Source organism: Gemmatimonadota bacterium (genome assembly GCA_026387915.1).
Lineage (GTDB): Bacteria > Gemmatimonadota > Gemmatimonadetes > Gemmatimonadales > Gemmatimonadaceae > Fen-1231.
In genome coordinates this window covers 156,383-172,918 of record JAPLKS010000022.1, presented here as the reverse complement: position 1 = coordinate 172,918, position 16,536 = coordinate 156,383, and the positions used below count along the sequence as shown (strand labels likewise).

Annotated in this window: 12 protein-coding genes; 9 read left to right on the top strand and 3 right to left on the bottom strand. The window is 63.3% G+C overall.

The features are described from left to right. Nucleotides 1-3: 3 nt before the first annotated feature. The 4 genes from NTZ43_14675 to NTZ43_14660 are packed head-to-tail and all read left to right on the top strand — an operon-like array spanning nucleotide 4 to nucleotide 4,138. On the top strand, nucleotides 4-1,443 hold the full coding sequence (locus NTZ43_14675) for a M24 family metallopeptidase (protein ID MCX5768461.1): 1,440 nt from the start codon (nucleotides 4-6) through the stop codon (nucleotides 1,441-1,443). 29 nt (nucleotides 1,444-1,472) lie between these two features. After that, nucleotides 1,473-1,850 (top strand): co-chaperone GroES family protein, encoded by a 378-nt coding sequence (locus tag NTZ43_14670; GenBank protein MCX5768460.1) that lies wholly within the window; start codon nucleotides 1,473-1,475, stop codon nucleotides 1,848-1,850. Nucleotides 1,851-1,853: 3 nt separating this feature from the next. Next, the gene (locus NTZ43_14665; GenBank protein ID MCX5768459.1) at nucleotides 1,854-2,285 is read left to right on the top strand and encodes a BrxA/BrxB family bacilliredoxin; all 432 of its coding nucleotides are present in this window, start codon (nucleotides 1,854-1,856) and stop codon (nucleotides 2,283-2,285) included. Continuing rightward, entirely contained in the window at nucleotides 2,285-4,138 is a 1,854-nt protein-coding gene (locus NTZ43_14660) for a hypothetical protein (protein MCX5768458.1), read from the top strand. Before NTZ43_14665 ends, NTZ43_14660 begins: the two co-directional genes overlap by 1 nt. A gap of 39 nt (nucleotides 4,139-4,177) precedes the next feature. Here NTZ43_14660 and NTZ43_14655 read toward each other — a convergent pair whose 3' ends face one another. From NTZ43_14655 to NTZ43_14645, 3 genes are read right to left on the bottom strand one after another with little or no spacing between them, the layout of a single operon-like run. Then, nucleotides 4,178-6,604 carry a carboxypeptidase regulatory-like domain-containing protein gene (locus NTZ43_14655; protein ID MCX5768457.1) on the bottom strand — a complete coding sequence of 809 codons (2,427 nt, stop codon included), beginning with the start codon at nucleotides 6,602-6,604 and terminating at the stop codon, nucleotides 4,178-4,180. Nucleotides 6,605-6,643: 39 nt separating this feature from the next. Continuing rightward, nucleotides 6,644-7,963: an ABC transporter permease gene (locus NTZ43_14650; protein ID MCX5768456.1), complete on the bottom strand. Its 1,320-nt coding sequence runs from the start codon at nucleotides 7,961-7,963 to the stop codon at nucleotides 6,644-6,646. Continuing rightward, complete coding sequence (locus tag NTZ43_14645) at nucleotides 7,956-8,918, bottom strand: ATP-binding cassette domain-containing protein (protein ID MCX5768455.1); 963 nt, start codon at nucleotides 8,916-8,918, stop codon at nucleotides 7,956-7,958. The genes NTZ43_14650 and NTZ43_14645 overlap by 8 nt, the downstream gene beginning before the upstream one ends. Before the next feature lie 44 nt (nucleotides 8,919-8,962). Here NTZ43_14645 and NTZ43_14640 point away from each other — a divergent pair, with 44 nt between their 5' ends. From NTZ43_14640 to NTZ43_14620, 5 genes are read left to right on the top strand one after another with little or no spacing between them, the layout of a single operon-like run. Continuing rightward, on the top strand, nucleotides 8,963-10,105 hold the full coding sequence (locus tag NTZ43_14640) for a putative sulfate/molybdate transporter (protein MCX5768454.1): 1,143 nt from the start codon (nucleotides 8,963-8,965) through the stop codon (nucleotides 10,103-10,105). Beyond that, complete coding sequence (locus NTZ43_14635) at nucleotides 10,102-11,733, top strand: NAD(P)/FAD-dependent oxidoreductase (protein MCX5768453.1); 1,632 nt, start codon at nucleotides 10,102-10,104, stop codon at nucleotides 11,731-11,733. Before NTZ43_14640 ends, NTZ43_14635 begins: the two co-directional genes overlap by 4 nt. Further along, on the top strand, nucleotides 11,730-13,238 hold the full coding sequence (locus NTZ43_14630) for a glycosyltransferase family 39 protein (GenBank protein MCX5768452.1): 1,509 nt from the start codon (nucleotides 11,730-11,732) through the stop codon (nucleotides 13,236-13,238). The genes NTZ43_14635 and NTZ43_14630 overlap by 4 nt, the downstream gene beginning before the upstream one ends. After that, on the top strand, nucleotides 13,235-14,839 hold the full coding sequence (locus NTZ43_14625; protein ID MCX5768451.1) for a hypothetical protein: 1,605 nt from the start codon (nucleotides 13,235-13,237) through the stop codon (nucleotides 14,837-14,839). Before NTZ43_14630 ends, NTZ43_14625 begins: the two co-directional genes overlap by 4 nt. Further along, entirely contained in the window at nucleotides 14,836-16,515 is a 1,680-nt protein-coding gene (locus NTZ43_14620) for a hypothetical protein (GenBank protein ID MCX5768450.1), read from the top strand. Before NTZ43_14625 ends, NTZ43_14620 begins: the two co-directional genes overlap by 4 nt. The last annotated feature ends 21 nt before the right edge of the window (nucleotides 16,516-16,536 follow it).

The following is a 16,536-nucleotide window of genomic DNA, read 5'->3' as shown; positions in this document are numbered from 1 at the left end:
GTGATGTTGCCGACCCGTCAGTACCTGCTTGTGGCCACGACTTGTTTGGCGGCCGCCGCACTTCCCGCGCAGGATGCACCGAAGGCGCGCTCGGTGGCCCCTGCGCCCACGGCTCGTACGCTTCCCGCTGCCGAGCGACCGTTCGGCACGCTCAAGGAGCAGGCGAAAGTCCAGCAAGAGTGGCTGCAGAAGCGACTCGACGGCACGCTGCCGGCGTTGATGCGCAAGCATGGCATTGATCTGTGGGTCGTGCCGATGCGCGAGTACAACGAGGATCCCGTGTTCGCGTCGATTACGGCACCCGAGACAATGGCCGCACGCCGCCGCACGATCTATGTGTTCTTTGATAAGTGCGCCGCCGCCAATCAGGCGCCGAAGCCCGACTGCGTGGAACGCATCGCCCTCGGCGGCACGTCGCAGGGCGGGGTATTCACGGCGCGTCGCTCGACCAAGCCGGTGGTGGCCGCGGTGGGTGGCCGTCAGGCGGAACTGTGGGGCGACGAGCAATGGCGGGCGCTCAAACAGCTCATCGACGAAAAGAATCCAAAAGTCATCGGCATTGACCGGTCCAAGACCTTTGCATTCAGCGACGGCCTCTCGAGCGGTGAACTGCAGGGGATGAGCGAAGCGCTTGGCGACAAATGGAACGCCAAGCTCAAGGACGCCGAAGGATTGCCACTCGAACTGATTGCGTCGCGCCTGCCGGAGGAGGAACTGTTTTTCCGGAAGATGACCACAAAAGTGTGGGAGATGACGCAGGAGATGTTCTCGGCCCGGGTGATTGTGCCGGGCAAGACCAAAACAAGCGACCTCGTGTGGTGGTGGCGCCAGCGCGTGAATGATCAGGGGCTGGGGACCTGGTTCCAGCCGAGCATTGAAGTGCAGCGGAAGGGCAAGACATCGGAGGAGATGGGTGAGGATCCGGTCATCCAGCGCGGCGACGTGCTGCACTGTGATGTAGGGATCACCGTGGCGCGGCTGAACACCGACACGCAGCACAACGCCTATGTGTTACTGCCTGGCGAAACAGACGCACCGGCCGGGCTGAAGAAGGCGCTGGCGAATGCCAACGCCATGCAGGACATTGCCATGGAAGAGATTACGCCTGGGCGCACTGGGAACGAAATCCTCAGGTCGATGCTTGAGAGGATGAAATCGAAGGGGATCGACGGCACGATGTATTCGCATCCCATCGGGATGAACGGCCACGGGGCCGGGCCGCTCATCGGACTGTGGGACTATCAGGACGGTGTGCCCGGGCGCGGGGACGCCAAGGTGATTCCGTCGATGTGGTTCTCGATTGAGCTGCAGGCCACGACGCCGGTGCCCGAGTGGGGAGGCCAGCCGGTGAGGATGGCGCAGGAAGAGGATATGATTGTAGGGGCGGACGGCGTGCCAAAATGGGCGTTGCGTCGGCAGGATAAATTGTTCTTGGTGCGGTGAAGGGTTGTGTTGAGGACTCTCTGAGCGACGTGAAACAGCAGATGAAGAAAGGCAAAAAACACTTAATCGTCGTTGGCGACCGCGTCCTTATTCAGATTGAGGATGGCGAGGAGCGCTCGAAGGTGGGGTTGTACCTCCCCGCCACGGCGGTGGATAGTCAGGCGGTGCAGGGAGGGACGATCATCGCGACCGGACCGGGGATGGCGTTGCCGGCTGTTGAGGAGCATCTCGACGAGCCGTGGCGCATTACGGGGTCGCGCGACACGAAGCACGTTCCGATGCAGGCGCGCGTGGGCGACTACGCGCTGTTCTTCCGCAAAGCTTCGGTGGAGATCACGTTCGAGAACGAACGCTATCTCGTGGTGCCGCAGGCGGCGATTTTGACACTCTCGCGAGACAAGGAGTAGCACATGCACGTCATGATGTACGATGAGCGGATGGTGACCCCGATGCGTCAGGAACTCACGCGCCACGGTATCGACGAGCTGCGCTCAGCCGCCGACGTGGAAGCGGTGATGAAGGAACAGAAGGGAACGGCGCTGGTGGTGGTCAACTCCGTGTGCGGATGCGCCGCGCGTATGATGCGTCCGGCGGTAGCGTTGGCGTTGCAGCACACGGTGAAGCCCGACCACATGTACACGGTGTTCGCTGGTCAGGATGTGGACGCCACCAAGCAGGCGCGCACGTACTTCACGGGCTATGCGCCGAGTTCGCCGCAGATCGCGATGTTCAAGGACGGCAAGCTCGTGACGATGATCGAGCGGTATCAGATTGAAGGGCGCCCGACGGAAGACATCGCGGCGGATCTGGTGGTGGCCTTCGATAAATACTGCGGCGCGTGATGCGCTGGTTGCGGGCCCCCAACGCGCACCTGCTGCTCGTGGGTGTTCTGCTGTTGGCGTGGTGGCACGGCCACGCGGAGTTGTATTTGTCGTGGACGCCCGGCGACGAGGGGGTTCTAGGCCAGAGTGCCGAGCGGGTGATGCGTGGCGAACTCCCGCATCGCGATTTTGACGCGCTGTGGTCGGGTGGACTCGACTGGCTGAACGCCGGCGCGTTTCGTCTGTTGGGCGTGAAACTGACCGTCTTGCGTCAGCTGATGCTCGTGGTGTGGCTGATTGGTCTCGCCGCCATGTTTGACGCCGCGCGCCGGTTCCTCTCGCCGTGGGGAGCGGCGGCGGCGGTCTGGTGTGCGTCCCTGTGGACGCTGCCGCTTTCCGTGCATCCCCTGCCGTCGTGGTACAACCTCGTGCTGGCGCTCATTGGAAGTGCGGCCGTGTTGCGCGCGCTCGAGGGAAGGGCGCGCGGCTGGATGTTTGCCGCAGGGTTAGCCGCAGGCGCGTCGATTGCCGTCAAAATTGTCGGACTGTATTTCGTAGCGGCGGTGTTCCTCTTCTGCGTATTTCAAGCACAGGAACAAGTGCCGCAGGATGCGACGCGAACACCGAGGCTCACCCGATGGTACGGCTGGCTCATTACGGTCGGGTTGATGGGCTTTCTCGTCGGCGTCTTCAAGCTCACGGCGTACCATCGCGACGCCAACGCCCTCCTGCAGTTTGTGGTCCCGTCGGCGGCCATGGTCACACTGTTGCTGGTGCGTGAATGGCGTGCGGACGGAAGCAGGGATACCACGCGTGTGCGAGCGTTGTTCGCGTGGGTGTTGCCATTCCTTGCCGGTGTCGCCGTTACCGTGGGTGCATGGGTCGCGCCGTACGTGGCATCTGGTGCGGTGCCGCGGTTGCTGCGTGGACTGTTCGTCGCACCGCAGGCGCGCTTTCAGTTGGTGACATATGCGTTGCCCGGACTCAAGAGCGCGGCGCTGTCGGTGTTGCCCGTAGTAGTGCTGCTGGCGTTGGCACCGTATGTGCGGCGTCCGCTCTCGAAAGCGGACCGGTGGGCGGCCGCGGCGCTCGTCGTAGTGTTCGCGGTATTTGCGTTCGACGGATCGGGGACCGCTTTCACTACTTGGTATGCATTCCGCATCCTGACACCGTGCGTGTCGTTGCTGACGCTGTGGTGGTTCTTGCGACCGCCGCTCGGCGAAGCCATTCCTTCAGCGCGACGGGCGGCCGTCTTCTTTTTGGTGAGCACCGTCGCAACCTGTAGCTTGGTGCAGATTCCGTTCTCGCTCTACACGTATTTCTTGTACTTCGTGCCGCTTCTGATTCTCGGTGCGGCGGCCCTGTGGAGCGCGCTTCCGCGGATGCCGCGAGAAGTGCCCGTCATGCTCGTGGCAGTGGCGATCGTGTTTCAGTTGCGTGCGCCCGCGGATTCGGCCATCAAGCAGGTGCCGCGTGCGGCCGATGAACTAGTGCTCCTCGACCGTCCACGGGGTGGCATTGTGGTGAGCCGAGAAGATTCCACGCGATTCGCTAGGCTGTACGAGGAAGTGCACAAACGCGCGACCTCTGATTGGCTCTATGTGTGGCACGACGCGCCGGAGATCTATTTTCTCACGGGGATGCGGAACCCCACACGCACGCTGTATGAGGCGTTTGCCGATCCCGCAACGCTGACCACCGAGGCCGTACAGCAGGTGCTCCGCGAGAAAAACATCAGCGTCGTCGTGCTGACACGGCCAGATATTGCGCCCATTCCCATGCCGCCGGAACTCCGGCGCTGGATCGAGGCACAATATCCGTCAGTGGCGTGGGTGGGCGACATCGAAGTGCGGGGACGCGCCATCGTTCGGTAACGCACCGCCGGAGTCGCGGCGGTGTTGTAGTGGAGCGGGTCAGCGCGTCCAAACAAGAATCAACCCACACCACTTCCCGCCGCCCTCGCCCGCGTATCGGAGCGGTATCCGCGCACTGCCGGCAAACACTTCGATGCCGTGAATGTCCGACATCGGCGGCAGGTCGTTCAAGTTGATCGGCTGCAGCTTGCCGTAGATGTCGGCCGTTTGTGCCATCGGAATGCCATCGACGAGCACGTTCATGTAGCAGGGCTGGCCCATGATCATGGCCCGATTCGATTCCGCCGTGACGACCGGCCCCGTCTGAATGATCTTCATTGACGGCACGTTCATCAGCAAATGCCACGCCTGAGGTGCGTTGCGCTTCTCGATTTCGGCGCGGCCAATCGACGCGGATGCGTCGTGGTTGAGTTTCCGCGTTTCAAACTCATCGAGCCGCCCCGCCACTTTCCGGCCGCCCATGACGCGCACAGTGTCGAGTTGCGGCGCGGTGGTTTCGCTGAGCACGATCGGCGCCGTGTTCCGCCCGGGCTCCACCGTGAGCGCGAGTTTCCCTGGCTTGAATCCGATGCGCTTGGCTTCGACCTTGAGCAACCCCGGCGCCACATCTGGCACGAGCGCGCGGCCACTCGGCCCGGTAATCAGTTTTCGCGTGGTGCCGCCTGGCGCCGTGACCTCGAGTGCGACATTGGCGAGCGGTACACCGTCGAGGCTCGTCACGAACAACTCAACCAGCGCCGTCGGCCGGTGTTCGCGCTCGGCGATGAGTGTGTGCGTTACGCGCGCCACCAAGTCCACGCTGCCAAATGCTTGTGGCAGCCCAAGCTTCGTTGTGCGCCGGTCGGATCCAGAATCGGCGAGCACGCGCACCACCAGCAGCGTGTCGCGCGGCACACCACAGGTGCGCCACATCCCGCGGTCGTCGGTCAGCGCGCCAATGGTTTGCTCATTCCACCCGAGTTGATCGCCGGTGATGCGAAAATAGCGCTGCCACGTCACGGTGACGGCGGCGTGTGCCAATGGCCGCGCATGTTCGTCGCGCACAAAGCCGCGTACCATCCCCTCGCCGTACATCACGGAATCCTTTGGGCAGGCGCGCAGCAACGCTTCTTGCGCACTCGGTAGCGTAATAGAATCCGTGCGCGTGGTGAGGCGTGCGTCGAGTTCCCGCGCAATCGGCGGCACACCGAGCGAGTCGAGAATGGGCGCGCGAATGCGGGCCGTGTAGCGACCCGCGAGCAGCGGCCAGAGCAGCGCGTAGCCCGACTCGTCTGTTTCCGTCGTGTAATCGGTGCCGTCGAGCGTGATGATGGTGCCAGCGGCGGGCACGACAGAGTCGTGCGAGACGACGCGAAAATCCAAACGCGAGCCGTCCACAAAATGAAGCGTGGAATCACCGCGCATCACGCGGTTCACTTCGCCGCCGGTAATCTGGATGGCTTTCACCACGTCATTGGACGCGGCGCGAATGACTTTGCGTGTGCCGCCCTCCGCGTACTTGTCGCGCGGCACGAGCTTGGGCATGCGCACGGTCCAGGCGCTGATCACCCAGTCGCCGCCGCCGAGTCGGAGGAAATCGAGACGCCCGCCCGCGTCGGTGTTGTCGGCGGCGGAAGGAAGTGAGGTGTAGTGGAACTCGAGGCGGCGCAGTTCGGCGCTGGCGCGGTCAATCCATAGCGTGCCTTCGATGTCGTGAAACCCTTTGCGCTCGGTGGCCGGCTGAAATGCCACGCCAATGAGCGCGCGATCACCCTCGGGCGCGAGTCGCAGGCAGTGTGTGGCTGCAAACGAATCGGAGAGCAGCACGTTTGCATCCGGCGCGTGAAACTCCACACCGGTGGAGTCATTGAGCACGTAGCCGTTTGCAGCGAGTAGCTCAGGAGCGAGGCTCTTGAAAGCATGCGTGGTGGGGTGACTCGCGGTCCGCACGCGTTGATCGCGCACAATTTTGCCGGTGGGGTCGAGGGTACGGTCGTACTCCACCCAGTCCGCGTGGAGCGGTGCGCCGCTGGTGCTGAGTTGTGAAGCGAGCATCGCCTTGCGCGCTTCTTCCCAGAGTTGTGCGACGAGCAGGCCGGTGTCCGGACGTACGCGGCACTCGTTGCGCCCGCGCACGGTGACCGCCGTGAGCGTGATGGCGTCGCCGCTGAAGACGAGCCGCACGGATTCCGTTGCACTGCCCGCCATCTCGAGCACGGGCCCCGGTGACGGCCGGTAGCCGATGCGCAACACGCGCAATGTGTAGCGGCCGGGTGCTGGCAGTTTGAGTGTGAACTCTCCCCGCTCGCCAGACAGTGCGCGCGCCGCAGTACTGCCATTGGAGGCGAGCGCCGCGACAATGGCGCCGATGAGCGGCGTAGTACTGTCACGCAACACGACCACACCGCGCACGGTTTGTGCCGCGAGGCGAGCGCCCGCCGCACTGAGCGAGATGGCGAGCAACAGGGTGCGCAGAAGGGGCGCCACTCTCACGAATGACGCCCCTTCTGATGTTGCATCAGCAACTCACGCGTACCGGATCCACTTCACCAGCTCCTTCAGGCTCGGACGCTTGCCCGTCATGAGGAGCCCCACGCGGTAAATGCGCGCCGAGACCCAGATGGCCGCCCAGCAGGCGAGCGCCACCAAGATGAGCGACGCCGCCAACTCTGCCGTCGGCACCTGCACGGCGCTCATGCGCAGCGGCATAATCACCGGTGAGGTGAACGGCAGGATGCTCATCACCACCGCGAGCTTGCCGTTGGGATTGAGCATGATCGGCTGCACGAGGATGATGCTCGACACGAGCAACATGATCACCGGCTGTGCCGCCTGCTGCGCTTCTTCCTGACTCCCCACCATGGCGCCTACCGCCGCGAACAACGACGAATAGAACACATAGCCGAACAGGAAGAACAGCACGAGGCAAATGACCAGCAATGGCGAGATGGGCGGCAGCGAGATCGGCGGCATGCCCGGTTTGCCCATCGCGTTCATCATCTGCGTACCATAGGCCGCCATCAACGCGGCGCTGGCAAACCAGACGAGCTGCTGGGTGAGCCCCACCGCGCCCACGCCAATCACTTTGCCGGCGAGGAGAATGTCCGGCTTCACGCTCGACATCACCACTTCGGCCACGCGCGTCATTTTTTCTTCGAGCACGCCACGCAGCACGTTCTGGCCGTAGAGCATGATCATCATGTACAGCAAGAACGCGATGATAAAGCCAAAGATCGCGCTCACCAATCCGCTGCCCCCGCGACCCCGTTCGTCGATCTTCTCCGTCGCGAGATCCACGCGTACCCGAGTGATCGAGTCAATGCGGGAGGGCGGCACCCCTTCGGCTTGCAGTTTGTTGGCGAGCAACGCTTCACGGACCGCGCCCTGCACCATCTCCATTTCCGCGAGCGAGCTCGCGTTGCGTCCCGCGTAGCGCGCCTTCTGTTTGGTGAGCGTGAGCGAATCGAGGACCAGGTAGCCCTGCGTCTCCTTCTGCATCACCAGTCGCGTGGCCGTACTCTCCGCGTCGGCGAGTTGCGTTGGGGCCACACGCTGTACCACGGTGGGCGGCACAATCGCGTCATCGCCACCCAGCATCTTCGAGAGTCGATCATCGCGCATCTTCTTGAGCCGGTCGGCCACGCGCGAGCCGAGGTCGGCGCCAGTGGCGTCGAGGATGCGGAGGTCGGAGACCTGTGAGTCCTTCATCCCCTTCATCGTCAGATAGCCGGGGACGATGGTGATGGCCACAAAGAACAGCGGGCCAAACACCGTACTGATGATGAACCACTTGGAGCGCACGCGCTCCAGGTATTCACGTTTGATGACCACCCAGAGCTTAGCCATGTCCGCTCATCCCCGCTTCGACGCCGGTGGCGCCGACTTTTTCTAGGAAGATCTGGTGCAGCGAGGGCTGCACGAGTTCAAAACGTTGCACCACCGCGCCCGCTTCGACGAGGCGACGGAGCAGCGACTGCGGATCAGCGTCCTTTTGGAGCGAGATTTCAAAGAACCGATTGGAATCGTCTACGCGCTCCACGAGCTGGTGGTCGGCGAAGATCTTGGAGATCAGTTCGCTTCCGCCGGCGACGGACAACGCCACGTTGTTCCCGCCGTGTTCGGCTTTGACGGCTGCGACGGTGCCGTCGAGCACTTTCTCGCCGCGGGCAATGATGCAGACCGAGTCGCACAGGCGTTCGGCATTGTCCATCAGGTGCGTGGAGAAAATCACGGTGTGTCCGGATTTCTTGAGGTCCACGACGGTATCTTTGAGGGCCTGCGCGTTGATCGGGTCGAGCCCGCTGAACGGCTCGTCGAGAATCACGAGTTCAGGATCGTGGAGCAGGGTGCCGATGAACTGGACCTTCTGCTGCATGCCGCGCGAGAGTTCCTCGAGCTTGGCCAGTCCCCAGTCTTTTTCTGGAGTTTTGAGCGACATCCGCTCCATCCATTGGTCAATCCGCTGGTCGGCGACCTTGGCGCTCACCCCTTTGAGTTCGGCGAGAAAGCGCAACACGCGCCGAACCTGCATCTTCTTGTAGAGGCCGCGTTCTTCGGGGAGGTACCCCACGCGGTCCATGATGCCGGTGGAGTTGCTCGGCTGACCGAAAATCGAGATCGTCCCTTCGTCTGGGGCGATGATATTGAGGATCATCCGGATGGTCGTCGTCTTACCGGCGCCGTTGGGACCGAGGAGGCCGTAGACGGCTCCCTTGGGAACGGCGAGCGAGAGCGCGTTGACCGCGGTATGCTGGTCGTAGCGCTTGGTGACGCCTCGGATATCGAGGGCAAGTTCTGTCATAAGCTCCCTTGTAGGACACGTAACGCTCTTCGAATATACGACTGATGCCACCAGCCACAGAAAACCTACGATTTGACCGGAACGAAGTTTCCGGTGCGTTTGGCGATTTAGGGACGTCGCTACCGCTGATTGTGGGGATGATCGCGGCGGCGCATCTCGATGCCACCAGCGTACTTGTGACGTTTGGGGCCCTACAGATTTTGACCGGTTTGGTGTACCGGATGCCGATGCCGGTGCAACCGTTAAAGGCAGTGGCGGCCATTGTGATTGCGCAGCAGGTGAGTCCGGATTTGGTCTATGGGGGCGGGTTTGCGATTGGCGCGCTGATGCTCGTGCTGGTGCTTACCGGCGCGCTCGATTGGCTCGCCCGCGTCGTTCCGAAGGTTGTGGTGCGCGGCATTCAGTGTGGGCTCGGGCTACAGTTGGCTCGCATCGCGGTGGCCGACTACGTGCCGTCGGGCGGAGCGGCCGGCTATGCGCTCGCGGCCGTCGCCTTCGTGATCGTCGTGGCCTTGCTCGGCAATCGGCGTTTTCCGCCAGCGCCAATTGTGCTGGCACTCGGTGCGGTGTTCGCCCTCACGGTGGGGGGGGCGAGTGCGCCGGCCATCGCGGCGATCGGCGTGCATCTCCCCGTGCCACATATGCCCAATACGGCTGCGATCTGGGGCGGATTTCTCTTGCTGGCCCTGCCGCAGATTCCGCTCTCGCTCGGGAACTCGGTGCTCGCCACCAAGCAGGTGGCCGCCGATCTCTTTCCAGCGCGCGAGCCGCTGACGATTCGGCGCATCGGTATCACCTATTCGCTGATGAACCTGGTGAGTCCACTCGTGAGCGGGATTCCTGTGTGCCATGGCTCTGGCGGCATGGCCGGTCATTATTCGTTCGGTGGTCGGACGGGCGGGTCGGTGATCATTGCTGGCACGGCGCTGGCGGCCGTCGGACTGTTTCTTGGCGGGAGCGTAGGGCAAGTGGCGCTCCTGTTTCCGAAGCCAATGCTGGGTGTGTTGCTCCTCGTGGAAGGCGTCGCGGTTCTCGCGCTGCTTCGCGACATCGCGGGCGAGTCCCGCGACTTTGCGCTGGCGCTGTTCTTGGGAGTGGTGGCGGCCTCGCTTCCCTACGGCTACCTCGTGGCGCTCGTGCTGGGCACTGTGTTGCACGCGCTCCGCGTGAAGGTCGCGGTTCGGTGACGCGTATCGCCATCATTGCCGGTGCTGGTCCGGCGGGGCTCACCGCGGCGTGGGAACTGCTCGCCCGCACGGATGTCACGCCGATTGTGCTCGAAGCCACGCATGCCACGGGCGGCATTGCGCAGACGTTTCAGTACAAGGGCAATCGCATCGACATTGGCGGGCATCGCTTCTTTTCCAAGAGCGAGCGCGTGATGAAGTGGTGGTTTGGTATTCTGCCGCCGCAGGGCGCACCGGCGTTTGACGATGTGGCACTCGCGCACGAGGTGGACTACGCCACCGACGTCGTGATACGCGCACTGGCACCCGAGTTGCTCGAGGGCACGCGGCTCCGTGAAACGCGACGCGCAGCTCCAGACCCCGAGCGAGAAGACGGCGTAATGCTGCAGCGCCCACGGCTCTCGCGCATTTACTTCGGCAAGAATTTCTTCCCCTATCCGCTCGGCATCACATTGATCGTGGCGTGGCGTTTGGGACTCTTCAACACTGCGCTGATCGCATTGAGCTATCTGAAGGCGCAATTCTTTCCGCGCCGTGACGAGACCTATCTGGACGCGTTTTTCATCAATCGGTTCGGACAGCGGTTGTACGAGACGTTCTTTCGTGGTTACACCGAAAAAGTGTGGGGCGTACCCTGCAGTGAGATTCGTGCGGACTGGGGCGCGCAGCGCGTGAAAGGACTCTCGCTCACCCGCGCGGTGGTCCACGCGGTGCAGGATCTCTTCTCCAGCGAGTTTCGCAAGCGGCAAGAGGAGCGCGAGACGTCGCTGATCACACGGTTCTGGTATCCAAAGTACGGCCCCGGACAGATGTGGGAGACGGTCGCCGCGCAGGTGCGTGCCGCGGGCGGTGAGGTGCGCCACGGCTGGAAAGTGGTGGGCGTACGGATGACTGACGGGCGTGTGTCGCACGTCACGGCACTCTCCGATGCCGACGGCCAGCGTGTGGAAATGGCGTGCGATTACTTCATTTCGACGATGCCTCTGCAAGAGCTCATCACGATCACCGAACCCCCGCCACCGCCTACGGTGCAGGCGGTGACGCGCGGATTACGTTATCGGGATTTTCTCACCGTCGGCCTGCTGCTCGACAAACTGCACGTGCAAGAGAGTGGCCAGGCGTCGCAGGCCATGGTGCGCGACAATTGGATTTACGTGCAGGACGAGGGCGTGAAGGTCGGCCGCATTCAGCTCTTCAATAACTGGAGTCCGTACCTGGTTGCCGAACGCGGCACGAAGGTGTGGATTGGCCTCGAGTATTTTCTGGATGAGACCGACGAACTCTGGCGCACGGACGACGCCGAGTTGATCACGCTGGGCGTGCGAGAGTTGGAGCAGATCGGATTTGCGCGCGCGGCGGATGTGCGTGACGGCTGTGTGTTGCGTATGCCAAAAGCGTATCCCGCCTATTTTGGGACGTACGACCGGCTTGGCGACGTGCGCCAGTGGGTGACAAGCGTGCCAAATTTGTTCTGCATCGGACGTAACGGTATGCATCGGTATAACAATCAGGATCACTCGATGCTGACGGCGATGATGGCGGTGGATCACATCATCACAGGGAATGAGAACGACTCGCCGCTCTGGGATGTGAACCTCGAGATGGTGTATCACGAGGGGGAAAATTGAACGCGCGCGTTGAACGCTGGGCGCCGTGGATAGCGGCACTGCTCTCCGCGAGCGCCGTGCTCGTGGTGTGGCGGTCACTCGCGCCGGTCCCTGTGATGCACGACGAATGGGCCTATTGGACGCAGGCCGGTTTGTACGCGCACGCGCATTGGACGGAAATCGCTCCGCCGGTGCCGGAGTTTTTTGAGCAGCTGTATGTGTTGGTATCGCCCGTGTGGGCGGTGAAGTACCCGCCTGGGCATGCCCTCACGATCGCCGTTGGATTCGCGTTGGGTGTGCCGGGGCTCGTGCCCGTGCTCCTCACAGCGCTCACTGGGGCGCTCGTGTACGTGCTGGCGCGCCGCGTGGCGAATAGCGGGGTCGCGGTGCTCACGTTCGTGCTCTGGCTCACGACGTTCGGCAATCTGCGCTTTCGCGCGAGCTACTTCTCCGAACTCACAACGTCTGCCTGCTGGCTCGTGGCATGGTGGGCGTTGCTCGAATGGCGCGAGACGCGACGCCGCCGGTGGATGATGCTGTTGGCCGCTGCGATCGGTTGGGGCGCCATCACGCGTCCGGCCACGATGTTTGTCTTTGCGATTCCGGTTGGCGTGGTGGTGCTCCGCGATGTGTGGCAGGGGCACCGTTGGCGCGCCTTGTGTACCGGTGTGTTCACCGGTCTGGCCGTGCTCGTCATTCTGCCGCTTTGGAATGCGCGCACTACTGGCGATTGGCGTCAGAACGCGCTGGCGGTGTACACGGCGCAGTATCTGCCGTTTGACGTGCCTGGCTATACGGTGAATACCGCGCCGCCAGAGCGAGCGCTGCCCGCTGAGATGGAACGCGTCCGGCGGTTCTTGGCGAACATCAAGCAGCAGCAGGCGAACGACCCCGTCCTGGTGACGGCTACGACGCGCACGTCGCTGTTACTCCGCGATGCGTTCGGCGGCTGGCGCTTGCCCTTTGCGGTCACGGCGGTGGTCGGACTGTTTGTCGCTGGGTCCGCGGGGTGGTTTGCGCTCGCCACGGCGCTCTTGCTGATTGCCGGCTATCTCGCGCAGGCACACACGGCGGATTGGACCATCTATTATCTCGAAGCGATGCCGGTGTTCGCCTATCTCGCGGCGGTCGGTGCCGCATGGTTGTGGTCGCGATCGCCGGCGGTGGTGAACGCAGCATGGCGACCGCGCCTGCTGACCGCTGCTCTGGCGCTCGGCGCAGGACTATCGGTGATGGATATCGCCGACGCGCGCCGTATGGTGGAACGCTTGTCTGAGGAGCCGCGCGCGTTTCGCGCAGCGGTTCGCGAGTTGCCGCGCACGCCAAACATCGTCTTCGTTCGCTATGCGGAGCGGCGCAGTATGCATATTTCGCTCGTGGCAAATGATGGCTCGTTGGCCGAATCGCCCTCGTGGATTGTGCATGACCGTGGCGACGCAAATGGTCGGCTGCTGCGCGCCGCCCCTACGCGAGCGGCCTACCTCTTTGACGAAGCCGCGTGGTCGTTCACTGAGGTGCGCAAATGAACGCGCATGAACGCGAACGCCTGTTCAACTTCGTCATGATTGCCGCAGCGTTTGTGCTGCTGCTCATGCCCGAACGCAACTACGTGCCTATCTGGGACGGACGCATCTTTGCCAACTGCGCCATGGGCGCGGCAACTGATGGGTTGTCCTTGGAATCGCTGCGTTGCGCCGGTCATCCGTCGCAGGGGTACGCCTTGCTGCTCGCCCTCCCGCAGTTCCTGCGCTTGGGCGACATCACGCTGTTGCACCTCACCAATGTGCTACTGGGCATTCTCGCGCTCGCCAGCATTCGCGTGGTGATGGGTCGCGTGTTTCCGGCGCGCGAGCACGCCCGTGCGCTCGACGGTTTGACCGTTGTCTGCGCGGTTCATCCGGTGCTGCTGTCGACGCTCGTACAGCCGAATGTGGATTTTGGCGTGTATGTGTTCTTCTTTGCGACGCTCGCCGCGCTGCTCAAGCAGGCGTGGCGATGGGTGGTGCTCGCGGGTGTGTTTCTCTGTTTTTCAAAGGAAACGGGGGTACTCGCCTACGGTGTGATGGTCGGTCTGGCGGCGGCGTTCGCTATGCGTCGCGATACGGGTCCGCTAGTGGATCGTCTCAAGCGCCTCCGGCCCCGCGCCGTGACGCTCTTTCCGCTGATGCTCTTTGGCGTCTACGTGCTCTGGTGGAACGCGACGCATGCGTCGTCGGCCATTTGGCGCCATCAATGGCAACAGGGGACAATGGACGGCTTCAAGTGGTTCGATCTCAGCGAGCCGGTATTCCTCAGCTATGCGGCCGGACTCTTTGTGCTCGGGTTCGGTTGGGTGCTGACTGCCATCATCGCGTCCGATGCGGTGGTGGGCGGCGTGCGGCTGGCGCGGCGTCAACCCACCCGCACGGTCGCGGGCGCCGACACGCCCGTGCTCTGGTATCTCATCACGCTCACCGTTGTGCTCACATACGTGCTGACGGCGTTCCGGACCTGGAGCAACCTGCGGTATTTCGCGTTGCTGTACCCGCTGTTCATTCTGCTCGCGTTCGCGGCGCTGCTGCGGTTGGGCGTGGGTCCACGCATGCGCGGCGTTGTCATTGCCTCGTTGGCGGCGCTGTTCGTGCTCGCGGCGTTCCGCTCGGTCGACCCCGTGTCGCGCCGAGTGTACGGCACGTTTTCTGTTGGTCAGCGCGACATGTACCGCATGGCATCGATCACCGGTGAGTATCGCGGCCCAGGGCGCGATCAACTGGTCTACAATCTTGAATTCACAGGATTTCATGCGGTGCAGAACGCGCTGTTCCGTTCGATGCACCCCAATGATTCCACCGCCTACGCCACCGCGCGCAGTGTTCGCTGGAACATCTGGAGCCAGCTCGATGAACGCAACTGGCGCCGCACGATGCTTCGCGACGGCGTGATTGTTCCGCGCTATTGGGATGACGAAGATCTGCTCGCCACTCCCGCGCCGCCGCCGGTGGTGTGGTGGCTCGACTTCTCGTATCGCCCGGATGCCGATTCGTCGCGCGAGCGACTCTCCGCGCGATACCGGCAGACGGCGGTGCTGCGCACGACGGTCGCGGGGCACACGATAGTCGCGCGCAAACTCGAGCGCATTGCGCGGTGACATGGCAGACGTGGCTCCGCCGCGGGTGGGGCATTATTCCAGCGGCGCTCGTGCTGGCACTGGTGTGGCCGGAGCGTGGCTTTGTGCCCATCTGGGATGGGCGCGTCTACTTCGACTGCGTGGTGGAGGCGGCCCGCAGCGGATTTAGTGTGTCGGCGCTTCGGTGCGGCGGTCACCACTCGCAGCTCACGATGGCGTGGCTGGCGTTGAGTCAACTTGGTGATCCCGGCAACACCACGCATCTCCTCCTGGCCAACGTATTGCTTGCGTGGGGTGCCCTCTGGGCATTTCACGCCATCCTGTTCGCGCTGTGGCCGAGTGAGGAACGCGTGGTCGAGCGGGCGTTGTTGACCACCGCGCTAGCGGTCCATCCATTAGCGCTGGCGTCGTTGGTGCAACTCAACAGCGACTATGGCGTGTTCGTGTTCTTTCTGGTCTGCCTCGCGTTCTTCTGGCGCGAGCAGCGGTGGCTCGCCGCGGCGGCTGGTCTCGTGCTCTGTTTCAGCAAGGAGACGGGCGCGCTGGTGTATGCGGTGCTCGTGGCTGCGTTGGTGACGGAGCGAGCGGTGCGTGTCGCACGGGGGGATTTGGCGGGTGTTGTGCAGGGGCGGTCCTCAGCGCCCGCGCCGCTCGGCGCTTATTTCAAGTCGACCGGCGCGCTGGCACCGGCCTTTATTCCACTCGCGGTATATGCGGCCTTCCTTGCGTGGTGGGCAGGCACGCAATCGTCGTACGTCGTGTGGAATCAGGGGATGCACGAGCGGCCGTTGGCCGGCGTGCGCTGGTTCGACCTCGATGACCCGGTTTTCCAGAGCTACGCCGCCATCATTTTTGTGCTCGGATTTGCTTGGGTTCCGACCACGGCCATTGTCGTGGCGCTGGGCCAGCGTCTGATCTCGGGCTGGCGTCGTGGGCGCATGTCCAAGACTGCGATTGCTGGGGCTCCCTTCGCCTCCGCCTCCGGGCACCGGGCGACCATCGCCTGCGTCGCTGTTGTGCTTACGTACGCGCTAACCGTGTACCGCACCTGGAGTTTCCCCCGGTATTTCTTGGTGCTGGTGCCGATACTCCTGATATGCGCCCTGATTTCACTCGACGCCCTCAAGACCCCGACGCGTGCCCGACGCCTGCTGCTCGCCAGCTACGCACTCGTGCTGTTCGGCTCTGTTCGGGCGTCGTTCGACCCCGTCTCGCGGCTCCTCTTTGGGACCTGGTCGCTGGGCCGAGCCGAGGTGTATCACGTGTCGCGCCTGTCACGCGATTTCAGGGTGCGGGACGCGGATCATCTGGCGTACAATCTGCAGTTTACGGGTTTCCACCACGCCCTAAACGCCGCGTTCGCAGCGCTCGCCCCCACGGAATCGACCACGGTGGTGTTTCCGGCCACCAACCGGTGGGGGCTTTGGTCGTCGCTTGAGGCGGCGAGCTATCGGCGGGTCGGGGGCGGCGCCGGTACCGTGCGGCCGCGATACCTGGACGAGGTCATGGTCGCCGCCCTACGGGAGCAGGCGCCCCGGGAGCTCTGGCTGGTGCAACAGCCCAATGACGCCGACAGCAGTGCTCTGACCGCGCTCCACCGGCGATATGTGGACGCCGCCGCCGCCCAATATTCGGCTCAAAATGTGACGATTCAGCTCCTGCATCTGGTACGCCGAGAGGCGCAGGTGATACCTTAGAGTGGGAAGCCCCCTGACGAA

Excerpts from the sequence above, each read along its gene's own strand:
- NTZ43_14675 (MCX5768461.1), top strand. The coding sequence starts at position 4 with ATGTTGCCGACCCGTCAGTACCTGCTTGTGGCCACGACTTGTTTGGCG.
- NTZ43_14665 (MCX5768459.1), top strand. The coding sequence starts at position 1,854 with ATGCACGTCATGATGTACGATGAGCGGATGGTGACCCCGATGCGTCAG.
- NTZ43_14660 (MCX5768458.1), top strand. The coding sequence starts at position 2,285 with ATGCGCTGGTTGCGGGCCCCCAACGCGCACCTGCTGCTCGTGGGTGTT.
- NTZ43_14650 (MCX5768456.1), bottom strand. The coding sequence starts at position 7,963 with ATGGCTAAGCTCTGGGTGGTCATCAAACGTGAATACCTGGAGCGCGTG.
- NTZ43_14645 (MCX5768455.1), bottom strand. The coding sequence starts at position 8,918 with ATGACAGAACTTGCCCTCGATATCCGAGGCGTCACCAAGCGCTACGAC.
- NTZ43_14640 (MCX5768454.1), top strand. The coding sequence starts at position 8,963 with ATGCCACCAGCCACAGAAAACCTACGATTTGACCGGAACGAAGTTTCC.
- NTZ43_14625 (MCX5768451.1), top strand. The coding sequence starts at position 13,235 with ATGAACGCGCATGAACGCGAACGCCTGTTCAACTTCGTCATGATTGCC.